Genomic DNA, 18,202 nt, shown 5'->3' with positions numbered 1-18,202 from the left:
CGAACACCCCCGCTGGTACAGGTTCTGACCTGCGGTCGTCGCCCTTTCGTGAGCGGGGCACTCAGCGGTAACGAACTGCTCTTCGGGCCCTGCGGGCCAGCAATTACCGGGTCGTGACTAAGCCCCGTTTAGGCTTTGCGCGATTGTGGTTCCGCTGAAATTCACCGCCCCACGATTCACTGCCCGTCTCTTTGCCCACCTCGCCTGTACGCATGACTTTGGAGCGGTTGGACCGATGGCTGACGAGAAGGAACTGCGGGAGTACCTCAAGCGCGCGATAACCGAGGCGCGTGATGCCCGGCGGCGGCTGCGCGAGGTGGAGGACCGGGCGAGCGAGCCGATCGCGATCGTGGGCATGGCGTGCCGGTATCCGGGCGGGGTGAGCAGCCCGCAGGGATTGTGGGACCTCCTGGACCGGGGGGTGGACGCGATCTCCCCGTTCCCGGCGGACCGGGGCTGGGACGAGAACGTCTACGACCCGGACCCGGACCGCGCGGGCAAGTCGTACGTGCGCGAGGGCGGATTCCTGGAGGACGCCGCCGCCTTCGAGCCTGAGTTCTTCGGGATGTCGCCGCGGGAGGCCCTTGCGGCGGACCCGCAGCAGCGGCTGCTCCTCGAAACGGCGTGGGAGGCGATGGAGAGCGCGGGCGTGGTGCCCGCCGCCCTGCGCGGCAGCCGCACCGGCGTCTTCGCCGGTCTGATGTACCAGGGCTTCGCCGCGAGCATCCTCGACGACGTGCCCGTCGACGTGCAGGGCTATGTCGCGGGAGGCGCGTCCAGCAGCATCGCCGTGGGCCGCGTGTCGTACACGTTCGGGTTCGAGGGCCCGGCGGTGGCGGTGGACACGGCGTGCTCGTCGTCGCTGGTGGGCATTCACCTGGCGGCGGCCGCGCTGCGCCAGGGGGAGTGCGACCTGGCGCTTGCCGGCGGTGTGACGGTGATGGCCACGCCGACCTCGTTCGTGGAGTTCTCCCGGCAGCGGGCGCTTTCGCCCTCGGGGCGGTGCAAGTCGTTCGCGGCGGAGGCGGACGGCACGGTGTGGGGCGAGGGTGCCGGTCTGGTGCTCCTCGAGCGGTTGTCGGACGCGCGGCGCCTGGGGCATCGGGTGTTGGCGGTGGTGCGCGGTTCGGCGGTGAACCAGGATGGTGCGTCGAATGGTCTGACGGCGCCCAATGGTCCGTCTCAGGAGCGGGTGATCCGGGAGGCGCTGGGCAGCGCGGGTCTGGCGTATGCGGATGTGGATGCGGTCGAGGCGCACGGCACCGGCACGCGGCTCGGCGACCCGATCGAGGCGCAGGCCCTCCTTGCCACCTACGGGCAGGAGCGGCCGCAGGGGCGGCCGTTGTACCTGGGCTCGCTGAAGTCGAACATCGGGCACAGCCAGGCCGCCGCCGGTGTCGGCGGTGTGATCAAGATGGTGGAGGCGATGCGGCGCGGGGTGCTGCCCAAGACGCTGCACGTCGACGCGCCCTCCCCGCAGGTCGACTGGGACCTCGGCGCGGTGGAGCTGCTCACCGAAGCCACCCCCTGGCCGGTCACCGAGGACAGGCCGCGCCGTGCGGGTGTCTCCTCGTTCGGCATCGGCGGCACGAACGCACACGTGATCGTGGAGGAGGCTCCGCAGGTTGCCCGGTCGGAGCCGGAGGTCTCTGCCGTCGCAGGTCTCCCGGTGGTGCCGTGGGTGGTCTCGGGGCGCTCGGCGGAAGGCGTACGGGGACAGGCGGCGCGGCTGCTCGCGGCCGTGGAGGCAGCGGAAGAAGCCCCGGAGCCCCGGGACGTGGCCTGGTCCCTGGTGTCGGAGCGGGCCCTCCTCGACACCGCCGCGGTGGTGGTCGGCGGCACCCGGGCCGAGTTGGTGCGCGGCCTGACGGCACTGGCGTCGGGCGTGGCGGACGCCGCGGTGGTGGCGGGGGAGCCGACGCGCTCGCGCAACGCGGCGGACCTCGCCTTCGTGTTCACGGGGCAGGGCGCTCAGCGGCTCGGCATGGGCCGGGAGTTGTATGAGTCGGTTCCCGACTTCGCCGCGGCCTTCGACGAGGTGTGCGGGGCGCTGGACGCGCATCTCGCGCGGCCTTTGAAGGACGTGGTGTTCGCCGAGGAGGGATCGGAGCAGGCCGGGCTCCTCGACCGCACGGAGTTCACGCAGCCGGCGCTGTTCGCGGTGGAGGTGGCGCTGTTCCGTCTCCTGGAGCGGTTCGGCGTGGTGCCGGACTTCGTGGCCGGTCATTCGGTGGGCGAGGTGGCGGCGGCGCACGCGGCGGGTGTCCTCTCGCTGGTGGACGCGGCCCGACTCGTCGTGGCGCGCGGCCGGTTGATGGGGTCCGCGCGTGACGGCGGCGCGATGCTCGCCGTGCAGGCGGACCCGGAGAAGGTCGCGGGTGACCTGGCCGGACTGACGGGCCAGGTGTCCCTCGCGGCCGTCAACGGGCCGGACAACGTGGTGGTCTCCGGCGACACGGAGGTCATCGAGGACCTTGAGACGCGCTGGCGCGCGGAGGGCCGGCGGGTACGGCGACTGCGCGTGAGCCACGCGTTCCACTCGCCGCACATGGACGGCGTACTCGACGAGTTCGAGCAGATCGTCACCGGCCTGTCGCTCCGGGCGCCGCGGATTCCGCTGGTGTCGACGGTGACGGGGAAGGTGCTGTCCGGGCAGGAGGCGTGCTCGCCGCGGTACTGGGTGCGGCAACTGCGCGAGGCGGTGCGGTTCTTCGACGCGGTGCGCCGCCTGGAGCAGGAGGGTGCCGCCGACTTCGTCGAACTCGGCCCCGACGGGGTGCTCAGCGCCCTGGTCTCGGCCGGGGCCGAACGCGATCCCGCCCTGGTGGCGCCGGTGCTGCGGGCCGACCGGTCGGAACAGGAGACGCTGGCCGCGCTGCTCGGCCGGCTGTATGCCCGCGGGCGGCAGGTCGAGTGGACGCGGGTCCTTGCGGGCGCGACGCGGGTGGATCTGCCGACGTATGCCTTCCAGCGCACGCGGTACTGGCTGGAGGGGCGCTCCGGGACCGGGGACGCGGCCGGTCTCGGCCTCACCGGGGCCGGGCATCCGCTCCTCGGCGCCGCCGTGCAGGTCGCAGGCAGGGACGAGGTGCTTCTCACCGGACGCGTCTCCCGGCGCACCCACCCCTGGCTCACCGAGCACACCGTCCTCGGCACCGGCGCGCTGCCCGCATCGGTGTTCGTCGAAATCGCCGTCCGCGCGGGCGACGAGACGGGCTGCACGGTCCTCGAAGAGCTGTCCCTCGCCGCGCCGCTGGTGCTTCCGGAGACCGGCGGGCTCCAGCTCCAGGTCCGCGTCGCCGCCCCCGACGACACCGGCCGCCGCACTCTCGCCGTCCATGCGCGGCCCGACACCGCAGACCCCGACCCGGCCGGCACGTGGATCGCCTGCGCTCAGGGCGTTCTCGCGGCTGACGGTCCGGCGGTGGCCCCGAGCGGTCACGAAGGCAAGGCGACCGAGGTCCGCCTCCCGGAAGAGCTGCTGGCACAGGCCGCGACCTACGGCCTGCACCCCGCCCTCCTCGACGCGGCGCTGGCCGCGATCCCGGCGCCCGCCGTGGCCGAAGGCGCGGAAGGCATCGCCGTACCGGCCGTCTGGCGCGACGTACGGCTGCACGCCGTGGGCGCCGACACCGTAGGGGTACGTTCGACCCGCATCGACGACGACTCCGTGACCCTGGAGCTCCTGGACCCCGAGGGACAGCCGGTGCTCGGCGTCGGATCGCTCGGCTACCGGGTCGTGCCCGAGGAGGAGTTCGCCACGAGCGCCCCGCGCGGCGAGGGCCTGTCCGCGATCGAATGGATCCCGTACGAGGCCACCGCCGGGCCCGCGGCCCGCTGGGCGGCGGTCGCCGCCGATGTACCCGGCATGCCCCGCTTCGACGACCTCGCCGCGGCAGCGCGTGCCGTCACAGCGAGCGAGTCGGGCGAGGCGGGTGAGCCCGGCCGGGCGCCCTTCGACCTGCTGCTCGTGCCGTGGCCGTCGACCGGCGACGTGCACGAGGGAACCCACCGGGCGCTCGCCTTTGTGCAGGAACTCCTCGCCGCCGACGCACTGCACGGCACGCCGGTCGTGGTCCTGTCCCGCGACGCGGTCGTCACGGGCGACGACGACGCCACGCGCATCGACCTGGAAGCGGCGGCGGTACGCGGCCTGTTGCGTACGGCGGGCGCCGAGGGCGCGGGCAGCCTCGTACTGGCCGACGCGGACACGGACACCCCGCCCCTTGACCTGCTGGCGTCCGCCGCTCGATCCGGGGAGTCCGAACCGGCGGTGCGCGCCGGGCGGATCCGTGTGCCCCGGCTGCGCCCGGTCCCGGCGGACGACCCGGCCGAACAGCCGTGGAAGACGGACGGCACGGTCCTGGTGACCGGCGGCACCGGCACCCTTGGCGCCGTCCTTGCCCGGCATCTGGTGGCGCAGCACGGCGTCCGCGATCTGCTGCTGGTCAGCCGGCGCGGCGCCGATGCGCCGGGTGCCGGTGAACTGGCCGCAGAACTCGGTGAGTTGGGCGCGCGCGTGTCCTTGGCCGCGTGCGACGCGGCCGACCGGCAGGCGCTGGCCGCGGTCCTGGACGCGATACCCGATGACCGTCCGCTGACCGCCGTCGTGCACACGGCCGCCGTCCTGGACGACGGTGTGCTGTCCGCGATGACGACCCAGCAGATCGACCGGGTCCTGCGCCCGAGGACCGACGCCGCCCGGAACCTGCACGAGCTCACTCGCGACCGCGACCTCACCGCCTTCGTGCTCTGCTCCTCGTCCGCCGGTACGTTCGGCGGCCCCGGCAGGGCGAACACCGCCGCGGCCGACGCGTACGCCGAAGGCCTTGCCCGCCATCGCAAGGCGCTCGGACTGCCCGCCACCGCCGTGGCCTGGGCCACGTGGGAACACCCCGGCGCCCCGGCGCAGCGCTCCGGACTCGACCTGCTCAAGCCGCTCACCGCGGACCAGGGCCTTTGCCTCTTCGACCGGGCGCTCGCCATCGGCGGCGACACGGGCGGTGCCGCCGCGGTGGTCGCGGGCGTCGTGGACCGGGCCGCGCTGCGCGTCCACGAGGCCGTACCGCCCGCGCTGCGCGACCTGGCCACCGGCCCGGCGCGCCGGAGCGCGCACACCGCGGCCGATGCGGGCGGCGCCACGCTGGCCGACCGGCTCGCGGACCTGGACGAGGCGGAACGCGGCACGCTCGTCCTGGATCTGGTCCGGACGGAGGCGGCGGCCGTGACGGGCCGGCCGGACCTGCACGCGATCGTCGCGGACCAGGCGTTCCAGGACATGGGATTCGACTCCCTCGCGGCCGTGCAGCTGCGCAACCGCCTGACGGCCGCGACCGGGATCGGCCTTCCGGCCACCCTGGTCTTCGACCACCCGACCCCGCGCGACATCGCGGGTCACCTGCTCGAACGCCTCGGTCCCGCCGAAGTCGACGTATCCACGCTCGTCCTGTCCGAGCTCGACCGCCTCGACACCATGCTCGCCGCGGTCTCCGCGGACGAACGGCACCGGCAGATGGTCCGGCGGCGCCTCCAGAACATGGCGTCCAGGCTCGACGCCCCCGCACAGGACACCGCACAGGCCCAAGGACCGGCCCCGGCGGACCGGATCGAGTCCGCGTCGGTGGACGAGTTGTTCGCCCTCATCGACACGGAACTCTCCGGCCCCGCCGACTGACCTCCCGGCCGCCCGCCCACCGTCGTAAGACTTTCTGAACTTCCTGAAAGGGATACCGAGTCGATGTCGATGTCCAACGAAGACAAGCTTGTCGACTACCTCAAGCGGGTGACGTCCGACCTCCAGGAGACCCGCAGGCGGCTGGCCGAGCGGGAGGCGGCCGACGACGAGCCCGTCGCCATCGTGGGCATGGCCTGCCGCTACCCCGGTGACGTCGCCTCGCCCGCCGACCTGTGGAACCTCGTCGACCAGGGGACCGACGCCGTCACGGAACTGCCGCACGACCGCGGCTGGGACATCGAGAGGATCAAGGAGAAGAGCTACTCGGTCGAGGCGGGCTTCGTGCACGACGCCCCCCTGTTCGACCCGGGGTTCTTCGGCATCTCCCCGCGCGAGGCCGTGGCCATGGACCCGCAGCAGCGGCTCCTCCTGGAGACCTCCTGGGAGCTGTTCGAGCACGCGGGCCTGGACGTCACCGCGTTCAAGGGCAGCCGCACCGGCGTTTTCGTCGGCATCGTGGAGGAGAGCTACCTCGGGCTCAACGCCCCCGAGGAGTTCGAGGGCTACCTCATGACCAGCAAGCTCAGCAGCGTCGCCTCCGGCCGGATCTCCTACACGTACGGCTTCGAGGGCCCCGCGGTCTCCCTCGACACGGCCTGCTCCTCGTCGCTCGTCGCCATGCACTCGGCCATACGGTCGCTGCGGTCCGGCGAGTCGACCCTGGCCGTCGCCGGTGGCGTGACGGTCAGCTGCGACCCCGGCGGCCTCATCGACTTCGCCAAGCAGCGCGGCCTCGCCGCCGACGGCCGGTGCAAGTCCTTCGCGGCCGCTGCCGACGGCACCGCCTGGTCGGAGGGTGCGGGTCTGGTGCTCCTCGAGCGGTTGTCGGACGCGCGGCGCAACGGCCATCGGGTTCTTGCGGTGGTGCGGGGTTCTGCGGTGAACCAGGACGGTGCGTCGAATGGTCTGACGGCGCCGAACGGTCCGTCGCAGGAGCGGGTGATCCGGGAGGCGCTGGGCAGTGCGGGGTTGTCGTACGCGGATGTGGACGCGGTGGAGGCGCACGGCACGGGGACGCGCCTCGGCGACCCGATCGAGGCGCAGGCCCTCCTTGCCACGTACGGGCAGCAGCGCCGTGACGGGCGTCCGCTGTATCTGGGCTCGCTGAAGTCGAACATCGGGCACAGCGTCGCCGCCGCCGGTGTCGGCGGTGTGATCAAGATGGTGGAGGCGATACGGCGGGGCGTCCTGCCCAAGACGCTGCACGTCGACGCCCCGACGCCGGAGGTCGACTGGGACTCCGGCGCGGTGGAACTGCTCACCGAGGCCAGGCCCTGGCCCGCGACGGGGGCGCCGCGCCGGGCCGCCGTCTCCTCCTTCGGCGTGAGCGGCACGAACGCGCACGTGGTCCTCGAGGAAGTCCCGGAAGAGCCCGCCCCGGCTGATGGGCCCGAAGCCGGCGGTGACGCGCCGCAGGTGCTGCCGTGGGTCGTGTCGGGCCGTACCGCCGAGGGCGTACGAGGTCAGGCGGCGCGGCTCCTCGCGGCCGTGCAGGCAGAGGAAGGAGCCCCGGCGCCCCGTGACGTGGCCTGGTCGCTGGTGTCAAGCCGTGCGGTCTTCGAGGACCGCGCGGTCGTCACCGGCGCCTCCCGCGACGAACTGGTCGCCGGACTGGGCGCGTTGGCCCGCGGCGAGTCCTCCCCTGGCGTCGTGAAGGGCACCGCGTCCGGTACCGCGGGGCGTCCGGTGTTCGTGCTGCCCGGCCAGGGCACGCAGTGGACCGGCATGGCGGTGGGGCTCCTGGACTCCTCACAGGCTTTCGCCGCGCGGATGGCCGAATGCGGCCGGGCGCTCGCCGAGTTCGTGGACTGGGACCTGGAGGGCGTGCTCCGCCAGGCGCCCGGCGCGCCGACACTGGAGCGCGTCGACGTGGTGCAGCCGGTGTCCTGGGCGGTGATGGTGTCGCTGGCGGCCCTCTGGCGCTCCTACGGAGTGGAACCGGCGGCGGTGGTGGGCCACTCCCAGGGCGAGATCGCGGCCGCCTGTGTGGCGGGCGCGCTGTCCCTGGCCGACGGGGCACGCGTGGTGGCACTGCGGTCGCAGGCCATCGCGGGCGGTCTGGCCGGCGGTGGCGGCATGGTGTCCGTGGCGCAGCCGCTCGCGGACGTCGAGACGCGTCTCGCCCGCTATCCGGGCCGCCTTGAGATCGCCGCCCTGAACGGCCCCGCGTCCGTCGTGGTGGCGGGCGACCCGGACGCGCTCGACGAACTCCTCGCGGAGTGCGGGGCCGCGGGCGTACGGGCCCGGCGGATCGCGGTGGACTACGCCTCGCACACCTGGCACGTGGAGCGCATCGAGGACGAACTGGCCCGGGTGCTCGCCGACGTGCGCCCGAAGGCCTCCGACGTGCCGTTCTTCTCGACGATGACCGGTGAATGGCTGGACACCGCCACGATGGACGCCGGGTACTGGTACCGGAACCTGCGCCAGACCGTGCGCTTCCACTCCGCCGTCGAATCACTCGCCGCCGAGGGCTTCGGCACGTTCATCGAGGTCAGCGCGCACCCGGTGCTGTCCATGAGCGTCCAGGAAATCCTGGAGAGCGCCTCGCGGCCGGATGTCCCGGTGGTGGTGGCGGGAACCCTGCGCCGCGACGAGGGCGGCATCGGCCGGTTCCTGACCTCGCTCGCCGAGGTGTGGGTGCAGGGCGTGGACGTCGACTGGACCGGCGCCCTCGCCGGTTCGGGAGCCCGGCGCGTGGACCTGCCCACCTACGCCTTCCAGCGCAAGCGGTACTGGCTCGACGAGCAGGCCGTGAGCGGGGACGCGGCGAGCCTCGGCCTCGCCGGCGCCGGACACGCGCTCCTGGGCGCGGCGGTGCCGGTCGCGGACGGCGACGAGGTCCTGCTGACCGGGCGGCTTTCCCGGCTCACCCACCCCTGGCTCGCCGGGCACACCGTCCTCGGCTCCGACGTCGTACCGTCCTCGGTGTTCGTGGAACTCGCCGTCCGTGCGGGCGACGAGACGGGCTGCACCGCCCTCGACGAACTGTCCCTCGCCGCCCCGCTGGTGCTTCCGCGGACGGGCGGGCTGCAACTCCAGGTGCGCGTCGGCGCGTCCGACGACACCGGCCGCCGCACCGTCACAGTCTCGGCGCGCACCGACGCTGCCGACACGCTCTGGACGGTCCACGCGTCGGGCTTCCTGAGCGCCGACGCCACCGCCGACGAGTCCGGCATCACGGAATGGCCGCCGCCCGGCGCCGAGAACATCGCGCTCGACGACTCCGTGGATGTCGCCCCCGACGACGACTCCGTGGAGTCAGGCACCCCGGGCACGCTGCCGGGCGTCACCGCGGCCTGGCGCTCCGGCGACAGCCTGTTCGCGGAGCTCAGCCTTCCCGAACAACTCCAGGCGGGCTGCGCGTACTTCGGGCTCCATCCGGCGCTCCTCGACATGGCCGTACAGGTCGTACGACTCGCCGGGGACGACCAGGCGATCACCGCCGAGCCGATCACCGCCGACTGGCACGGGGTGCGCCTGCACGCCACCGGAGCCGCCGCCCTGCGCGTCCGGCTCGACCGGACCCCGGACGGCTTCACGCTGCTGGCGGCCGACCGGGTCGGACACCCCGTCCTCAGCGCCGAGCGCGTCGCACCGCGCGCCCTGACCGCCCGCACCCTCAACACCTCGCTCAAGCACGGCTACGACGCGCTGTTCGAGACGGCATGGCAGCCCCTGCGCGGCACCCGGGCTGACACCGGCGCCCCGCGCTGGGGCCTGCTCGGCGACCGCCCCGGCCTCACCGTGCCCGGCGCCCCGGTCTTCGCCGACATCGCCGCCGTCGCGGCTGCCGCCACACCGGTGGACGCCGTACTCCTCGACCTCACCCGGCCGCACGATGCACCGTCCGGAGCGGACGTCCCCGGCTTCGTACGCGGCGCGGCGCACCGGATGCTGGCACTGCTCCAGGAATGGCTGGCGCAGGAACGGCTCGCCGCCACGCGGCTCGTCGTGGCGACCCGGGGAGCGATGAGCCCGCTGGGGGAGGGGACGGCCGATCCGCAGGCCGCCGCGCTGTGGGGCCTGGTGCGCTCGGCGCAGTCGGAGGCGCCGGGACGGATCGTGCTCGTCGACCTCGACGGCGACCCGCGCTCCGCCGACGCACTGGCGGCGGTCCTCGCCTCGCAGGAGCCGCAGACGGCGATCCGCGACGGCGCGGTCCTCGTCCCCCGGCTGCGCCGCGTCGCTCCCCCGGCCATCACGGGGACGGGCCCCGACCGCAACCGGTGGAACCCCGACGGCACGGTCCTCGTGACCGGCGGTACCGGCTCCCTGGGCGCCCTGTTCGCCCGGCGCCTGGTCGTCGAGCACGGGTTGGCACGGCTGCTGCTCGTCAGCCGGCGCGGCCCCGACGCCCCCGGCGCGGACGCGCTGCGGCGCGAACTGGCCGGCCTCGGCGCCGAGGTGGACATCGCCGCCTGCGACATCGCCGACCGCGCCGCGCTGACGGAACTCCTCGCCGGTGTGCCCGCCGACCGACCGCTGACCGGCGTCATCCACACGGCCGGTGTCCTGGACGACGGACTGCTCCAGGACCAGACGCCAGAGCGCCTCGACACCGTCATGCGCCCCAAGGTCGACGCGGCATGGCACCTGCACGAACTCACCCGCGACCTCGACCTGACGGCGTTCGTCCTGTTCTCCTCCGTCGCCGGTGTCATCGGCGGCGCGGGACAGTCCAACTACGCCGCCGCCAACGTGTTCCTCGACGCCCTGGCCGAGCACCGCGCCGCTGCCGGACTCGCCGCCACCTCCGTGGCCTGGGGCGTGTGGACCCAGGACAGCGGCATGACCGGCCACCTAGACGAGGCCGACCTCAACCGCATCGCCCGCGGCGGCTTCCGCCCCATCGGCCAGGAGCAGGGCCAGGCCATGCTCGACACCGCACTGCGGCTCGGTATACCCGCCACGGTGGGCATGCCGCTCGACGCGGCGACCCTGCGCGAACGGCCCTCGCAGGTACCTGCCGTGCTGCGGGGCCTGCTGCGCACGCCGGTGCGCCGCACGGCCCAGAACGTCGACAACGGCTTCGACACCCTGCTCGGGCGCCTTGCCGGACTCGACGAGAAGGAACAGCTGAGCCGGGTGCTCGACCTGGTGCTCGCCGAGACGGCCACCGTCCTCGGGCACATGAACGCCGACGGCATCCGCCCCAAGCAGCGGTTCTCGGATCTCGGCTTCGACTCCCTGACCTCCGTCGAACTGCGCAACCAGCTCGCGGGCACCACCGGTTGCCGGCTCCCGGCCACGGTGGTCTTCGACCGGCCCACGCCGACCGAGCTCGCGGCCTTCCTGCGGACCGTCCTGCTCGAACGGCTCGGCGACGAGGTGTCGACCTCGCGCGACGCGGTGGACTTCGCCGCCGAGATCGACCTGCCCGCCGACATCGTCCCCGCCGACGAGGTGTCGTACGAGGTCACGGACCCGGAAGAGGTCCTGCTCACGGGCGCCACCGGCTTCCTCGGCGCGTTCCTGCTCCGTGACCTGATGCGCTCGGGACGCGCCACGGTGCACTGCCTGGTCCGCGGCGCCGACGAAGCGACCGCCCTGGCACGGCTGCGGGCGGGCCTCGAATGGTTCCGGGTGTGGGACGAGATCGACCCCGCGCGTCTCTCCGTGGTCGTCGGCGATCTCGCCGCGCCGCGACTGGGCCTCGCCGAGGAGGAGTTCGACGGCCTGGCCAGGCGGGTTGACGCCGTCTACCACGCCGGAGCCACCGTCAACTGGCTCTACCCGTACACGGAGTTGAAGGCGCCCAACGTGTCCGGCACCGTCGAGGTGCTGCGCCTCGCGGCACGCCATCGCTCGGTGCCCGTCCACTACGTGTCGACGACCGGAGTCTTCGCGGGCTCCGAGCCCGGCGGCCTGCCCCGCAAGCCCGAGGACCCGACCGCGCCCGTCGAGCTCCAGCCCACCGGCTATGTGCAGAGCAAGTGGGTGGCGGAACAGATCGTGGGCCTCGCCGTCGAGCGGGGGCTGCCGGTCACGATCCACCGGGCCGACGTCATCTCCGGCGACCGGACGACCGGCGCCTGCCAGACCAGCGACTTCGTGTGGCTCAGCCTCAAGGGCCTGGTCCAGGCCGGAGCCGCCCCCGAAGGGCTCGGCGGGGACGTGCACTTCGTGCCGGTCGACTACGTCAGCGCGGGGATCGTGGCCCTGTCCGGGAAGAAGGAGGCATCCGGGCAGATCTTCCACTTCTTCAACCAGAGCGGGGCGACCTTCCGCACCTGCGTGGAGTACCTGCGGGGATACGGCTACGCCATCGACGAGGCGGACCACGACAGCTGGCGGGCCCGCGTACAGGCGGACCGCGACAACGCCATGCTGCCGCTCTTCGACGCCTTCGAGGCGATCGCCCTGGCCGGCGACGGATCCAACGCGGGCATCGACACGACGTCCACGGAGGCGGCCCTCGTGGGCACCGGCGTCGAGTGCCCCCCGCTGACCGAGGAGCTGTTCCGCACATACGTCGAGTTCTTCGTGGGCGTCGGCCACTTCCCCGCGCCGGCCACGCGCTGACCCGCAGCAGGCAGGCGCCGGCCACGCGCTGGGGGGCCTCCCGGTCGCCCGCCCCGTCCCTCTCCCGGAAGGCGCAGGGCGGGCGGCCGGGCGTAGCTATGAGGCCTGCGGCGGCTCGTACTGGAGGTCGTGCATGGCACACAGCTCTTTCAGGTTCTCCTCGAAGACCGGCTCCAGGTCCGAGTAGGCGAAGTCCAGCTGGTGGAGGACTTCCATGCACAGCAGTCCGTAGAGCCTGATCCAGCTCGTCAGGAACTGGTGCAGCGCCTCGGGAGGCAGCGGGCTCTGGGACCTGGCCGCGTAATCGAGGATCTGCTCCTGCAAAGAAGGGGCAAGATCCTCGAACGGCGTGGCGGGGTAAGGGTGCTGCTCCCAGATCTCGACGAACTGGTCGAGGAAGACCTTCTCGAACTGCTGTCCGGCGCGCAGCCGCGGCGACTCCGGGTCGTCGGTCGCCGCATGGACCGGGCTCGCGAACATCCAGCTGAACTCGCCGGGGTGGTCGATGGCCCAGGCCCGCAGCGAGCGACAGGTGGCGGCGAGGCGTCTGCCGGGCCGCTCCGGCGGGCAGGCGTCGCGCGCGGCCTGCATGGTCGTCGTCAGCTCCTGGTAGAAATCCGCGATCACCGCCTCGACCAGCGCGTCATGGCTGGCGTAGTAGCGGTACACGGCGGGGCCGCTCATGCCCATCTCGCGGGCCACGGCGTTGACCGTCACGCCCGTCGGTCCGTGCTTGCGCAGGAGCTGGCGGGCCGTGCTGCGGATCTCCAGCAGGGTGGCTTGCCGACGCTTCTGCACGCGGCTGCTTGACGTCTGCTGCGGCATCTTCAGTCCTCGCTTCCAGTTATTGACATGATAGGCAACCTATGGTTTGTTAGTGGCAGTAATCTAAGTCATTGCGTGAAACATTAATGAGCAAGCGACGCATAGTCCACAGTTGCGATTCGCGGAGCCGGGATGTGAAAGCGCTTGCCGGGACGGCGGGTCGCGGCGCTGACGCATGAGTGAGGGACACCCGGACCGAGCGGCTGGCCGGCGCGCTGAGGAAGGGCGCCACATGCCCTGGCATCACTTGATCAGGAGAAGGAGTCCTCATGCCGGACGGTACGGTGAAGCCCGCGCGGCGCCCGTCACTCAATCCCCTTGAACACATCTTCGCCAAGCAGCGGCTCGAAGGGGTGATCACGGAGACGGGATCGGTGACCCCGACGATGAAGCGCATCAGGATCGCCGCCGACGGGTTGGGCGGGGCGGCCATTCCTCCGGGGCGTCACATCCGGATCCAGATCAACGACCCTCTGTCGTTGTACGGGATCCTGCGCCCCGGTGAAACCCTCCGCACCTATTCGGTCTGGGATCAGTCGGATGACGGCCGGGAGGTCGAGATCCGGGCCCATCTCTACGACGGCGAGGGTATCGGACTGCGCTGGGCCCGGGAGGTCCAGGTCGGCCAAGAGGTCTCGTTCTGGGGGCCGTTGGGCGACTTCGACCTCCGGCCTGAGTCGCCGTATCACGTGTTCATCGGCGAGGAGACGGCGTCCGCCGCCTTCGGCCCGATGATCCGGGCGCTCGGGGCCGACGCGCATGTGTACGGGGTCCTGGAGAGCGAGTCCCCCGACGACGAGGTGCCCGTGCCCGGGCCGCACGTCCTGCGGCGTGTGTTCCGCAAGGGCGCGTCCCCGGTCTCCTCGCAGGCCATGCTCGGCGCCGTGTCGGAGCTCGGCCTCCCCGAGGAGCCCGGCATGGCGTATGTCGCGGGTGAGGCGCGCACCTGCCAGGCGGTCCGGGACCACCTCGTGCACGTGCGCAAGTGGCCGCGTACGCAGATCAAGGTCAAGCCCTTCTGGACCCCCGGCAAGAAGGGACTTCACCACTGAACCAAAGGGACTTCACCGCCGGACCCGGGGCGGGCACGGCAGCGGTCAGGGCGTGCAGTCGGCGAGACCGGAGAGCGGCCGGTTCGCGGGCGCGGCCGGCGGCTTCCCCGGCATCCGGAAGGCCGCACCCGGCGGATCGATGGAGATGGTGGTGAAGTGCGGTGTGCCGCCGCCCCAGCCCGGCCGCCGGTCGAAGAGCTGGGGGCGCGCCGTGGCCACGATGAATAAGGGGGCCCGTGCCACCTCGCTGCTCATTCTGCCGACGAAGTCGAGCAGGACGTTGTCCGCCTCGTGCAGATCGTCGACGAACATGGCGAGGGGGCAGTCCTGCGCGATGCGCTCCAGGGGGTTGTGACCGGACTTCAGGGACTGCGTCAGATCGATCTCCAGCGTCTCGTTTCCGTACGGATCGAAGAGCGGACTCTTTCGCAGATGGAAAAGGTGAGCACCACGCGCCGCCCGCCGTTCGCGGTCGGGGCCGGAGGGCGACAGGAACCAGGTGGCGGTCGGCTGCCCCATGGAGCGGCGCTCGAACTCCTTGAGCAGCCTGCTCTTCCCGATGCCGGGTTCCCCGACGATCGTGACCACATGCGGGGTCTCGCGGTGCCGGACGCGCTCCAGCATGCCCCGCAGGAGGTCGAGTTCGATCTCCCGGTCCACGACACCCGCCGGCGGCCGCTGCTCGGTGCGCGGACGCGACCGGTTCACCTTCCAGGCCTGCGGTGATTCGCTGACGGAGACGAAGGAATGCGTCGACGCGGTCAGCTGCCGGGTGTTCCCGCAGACCCAGATCTCCCCCGCGGAGGCCCGGGACAGCAGGGACTGGCACTCGTCGAGCAGCGCTCCGTCCGCCGAGCGGAGGGATTCGGAGCCGTCGTTCTCGTACCGGAGAAGTGCCTCGCCGGTGGAGATCGCCGCATGGAGCGCGGCCTCGGCGGCCCGCCGGGCGGAGCGGTCGAGCGGAGTGACCGTGGTGGCGGTGCGGAACTCGTCCCGGATGGCCAGGGCGGCGCGCACGGCCCGGTCGGCATGGTCGTGCCCCTCGCGGCCGGGGCCGAACACGGCCAGCTGCGTGGACCCTATGGAGCTGATCACCGATCCGCCCAGCTCGCCCACGAGTTCGCGGATACGGGCGGTCAGGCGGTCGCGCAGTTCGTCGGTGCCGTTCGGCCGCCCGCCGCCCGCGGTCGGCCGGAGCCCGGTCCTGAGCAACAGCACGCTCACCGGACGGCGTCGGCTCGCCGAAGCGGTGGGCTGGACCGGCACCCGCACGCGCGTCCTGAAGCCGTGCGTGTCGTAGGTGATGACCTTGCTGTGCTCCGTGACCTCGTGCCTGGTGTCGTCGTGGACCGCGCTTTCGCAGAGGGCGCCTTCGCGGACGGCGTTCTCCTGCGCGCGCGGCCGGTCCGGAGCCGGGGCCGGGGCCGCGGCTGCCCGGGGCTGTGCGGGCCGCGCCGGTGTGTGGTCATCCGGCGCGTCGGCCCCCGTCCGCACCAGTGCGAGCGCCGGCGACGGGGACTCGGGCGGCGACAGCTTGGAGTCCTGGGTCAGGATTGCCTGCTGGAGGGACTGCAGTTCGCGCCGCGGCTCCAGGCCGAGGTTCTCGATCAGGGACGCGCGGACCCGGCTGAAGACGTTCAGCGCGTCCGCCTGCCGGCCGCACCGGTACAGGGCCAGCATCAACTGCCCGCACAGGCGCTCGCGCAGGGGCTGTGCCTCGACCATCGACTCAAGGGCGGCGAGCGCGGACTGGTGCCGTCCGCAGCGCAGCTCCGCCTCGAAGTAGTCCTCCATGGCGCTGAGTCGGGCACTCTCGGCCGCGTCGAGCTCGGGCCAGTTGATCCCGCTCTCGACGAGGTCGGACATGGCCTGGCCGTGCCACAGTGACAGGGCGTCGCGGAGGATGACCGCGGCCTGCGCGGGGGAACCGGACTCGAGGGCGGTGCGCCCCTCCTGGATCCGGCGGTGGAAAAGGTGCAGGTCGACCTGGTCGCGTTCCACCTGCATGACGTAACCGGGAGCCTTGGTGAGCAGAATCCCGTTCTGCCGGTCGGTGCCGCTGGCCGCTAGTGATCCGCGTAGACCCCAGACAGCGTTCTGCAGGATCTTGCGTGCCGTTGTCGGCAGTGTTCCGTCTGCCCACAGCGCGCTGAGGAGTTCTCGGGTGGGGACCACCCGATTGGCGTTCAGGAGCAGATACCCCAGCGTGGCGCGCTGTTTGGTCCCGCCCAGAGCGATGGGCTGGCTGCCGTCGAGGACTTCCAATGGCCCGAGTATTCGAAACCACATGACTGCTCCTCAATTTACTGAATCAGTGTCAGCAGACTGATGTCTCTGTCGAGCATTCGAGGTTGAGCATTCAATTTTCACGGCCCGGATGAAAAGCCGGCGAAAAGCCGGTGACGGCCCGAGGTTTGCCCTGTCCTCCGGTTCCGCGCCGTGCACGGCCGAAGGCGGATTCGGGGAGGTCCCGCCGGGGGCTCGTGCCGGACCGCGGGGAGGGTCCGCGCCCTCGCGACGGGCGGGACGGATGGCGGATCTAAGGGGCGGAACTACTGATTCCGCAGGGCGCTGACCGCATGCTCCCGGCGCCGGTGACGGGCGGAGCGGGCTGCAGGCCGACGAGTGGCGCTGAAACGGCTGATGCACAGGCTTGTTGCAAGTGCGGTATCTCCCCATGTGTGTCACCCGCCGATACCCTGAGGCACGAGCGGTACCCCGTGTGTGACGAGCACAAGCCCTTCGGCGGTCAGTCCGTTTTGGGCCAGTAGGGTCACTCTAACCATCGTGATGCCCTAAAACAAGTGTGACTAACAGTGCCGTGCTGTGGTATCCGACACTGCTCGAAGCTCCGTTCGAGGGATCTCCGAGAGGACGTTCCGGCCGGTCAACGCCGCTTCCGCTTGGCTCTCATTGTTCCGTCTTCGTTTGACCATTAAGGAGCAATCGCGCTCTCTGTGGCGGGTGTTCGGCGCTTTCCTGGCCGGATATGCGGTGGTCCGGCCGGTGTAGCCTCCGATGAGTTCACGTCAGCTCGGAAACCGGGCAGAACGTGGCGATCTTTGGGCCGGCCCGGTGCGAACGGTGTGCCGAAGCCCTGTCGCACCGCCGGAGTCCGGCCTTTCTCGTCAACCAACCCCCAACACCGGGAGCAGTCATGACGTTCACTGACGCGAAGAGCGTTGTCCTCGGCTATCTCAAGGCCATCGACGAGCGGGACCCGGACGCCATTCAGGCGACCCTCTGGGAGGACGCCGAATTCCGCATTCCCGGCGATCACCCGCTCGCCGGTAACTGGGTCGGTCTGGACGAGATCCTCAACAAGTTCATGCTGCCGCTGATGGACCTGTTCTCCACCGATGTCCCCTACACCATCGAGATTTCGCAGGTCATAGCCGAGGGCGACACGGTCGTGCTCGACTGCGTGGCCCGCGCGGCGGCCCGCTCCGGCGAGCCCTACGAGGCGAACATCGTCTCGGTGTTCTCCATCCAGGACGGCCGGATCAAGGCCATGCGCGAGTTCTTCGACACGCAGTACTTCGTGCGGACTCTCTTCGGCAGCGAGTGAGCGAGTGCGGAAGTGAGCAAGTGACCGGGCGAACGGAGGCCCGGGGAGGACGGGTTACCGCCGTGTGAGCGCACCCGCCTAGCGTCGAAGACCACTCCGCGCGGCACGTCGCGCCCTCGAGACCCGCTGGGCGGGCGTGCAGCGGGTCATCCCGGGCGGTCATCGCGGCGTCGCTTCCACCCTGTGGGGCGAACGCCGCGGCGGCCGTTCCCCGGCCGAGAGGCGGCTATCGGTAGTGACACGCAATCAGGTCTCCGAACTGCACGAGATCCGTGCGCAGGCGCTGGCCGGACCCAGCGACAAGGCGACGGAGTCACAGCACGCCAAGGGCAAGCTGACCGCGCGCGAGCGCATCGAACTCCTGGTGGATGACGGCAGCTTCCGGGAGGTCGAGCAGTTGCGTCGGCACCGGGCGACCGGGTTCGGCCTGGAGGCGAAGAAGCCGTACACGGATGGTGTGATCACCGGCTGGGGCACGGTGGAGGGCCGTACGGTCTT

Annotated in this window: 6 protein-coding genes and 1 pseudogene; 5 read left to right on the top strand and 2 right to left on the bottom strand. The window is 71.8% G+C overall.

Annotation, left to right across the window (positions count from 1 at the left end; translation table 11 throughout):
• Positions 1-274: 274 nt before the first annotated feature.
• Both ACQKIP_RS10765 and ACQKIP_RS10760 read left to right on the top strand, forming a co-directional pair.
• Positions 275-5,674: pseudogene (locus ACQKIP_RS10765) on the top strand (SDR family NAD(P)-dependent oxidoreductase); the annotation flags it as partial.
• Positions 5,675-5,743: 69 nt separating this feature from the next.
• Complete coding sequence (locus ACQKIP_RS10760) at positions 5,744-12,259, top strand: type I polyketide synthase (protein WP_427742806.1); 6,516 nt, start codon at positions 5,744-5,746, stop codon at positions 12,257-12,259.
• 96 nt (positions 12,260-12,355) lie between these two features.
• On the opposite strand, the gene ACQKIP_RS10755 is transcribed toward ACQKIP_RS10760, so the two are convergent.
• A complete protein-coding gene (locus ACQKIP_RS10755; protein ID WP_365865664.1) occupies positions 12,356-13,084 on the bottom strand; it encodes a TetR/AcrR family transcriptional regulator in 729 nt (242 codons plus the stop codon).
• Positions 13,085-13,353: 269 nt separating this feature from the next.
• Here ACQKIP_RS10755 and ACQKIP_RS10750 point away from each other — a divergent pair, with 269 nt between their 5' ends.
• Positions 13,354-14,136: a siderophore-interacting protein gene (locus tag ACQKIP_RS10750; RefSeq protein WP_365865665.1), complete on the top strand. Its 783-nt coding sequence runs from the start codon at positions 13,354-13,356 to the stop codon at positions 14,134-14,136.
• Between the two features lie 45 nt (positions 14,137-14,181).
• Here ACQKIP_RS10750 and ACQKIP_RS10745 read toward each other — a convergent pair whose 3' ends face one another.
• Positions 14,182-16,425: a BTAD domain-containing putative transcriptional regulator gene (locus ACQKIP_RS10745; protein ID WP_365865666.1), complete on the bottom strand. Its 2,244-nt coding sequence runs from the start codon at positions 16,423-16,425 to the stop codon at positions 14,182-14,184.
• Positions 16,426-17,293: 868 nt separating this feature from the next.
• Here ACQKIP_RS10745 and ACQKIP_RS10740 point away from each other — a divergent pair.
• Entirely contained in the window at positions 17,294-17,704 is a 411-nt protein-coding gene (locus tag ACQKIP_RS10740) for a nuclear transport factor 2 family protein (RefSeq protein ID WP_365865668.1), read from the top strand.
• 235 nt (positions 17,705-17,939) lie between these two features.
• On the top strand, positions 17,940-18,202 hold a 263-nt coding region (locus ACQKIP_RS10735), incomplete at its 3' end, for a carboxyl transferase domain-containing protein (protein WP_427742799.1).

The sequence above is a fragment of the Streptomyces sp. NPDC059900 genome (genome assembly GCF_050270335.1).
In the GTDB taxonomy this organism is placed as follows: domain Bacteria; phylum Actinomycetota; class Actinomycetes; order Streptomycetales; family Streptomycetaceae; genus Streptomyces.
This window is presented reverse-complemented; position numbering and strand designations above follow the sequence as displayed.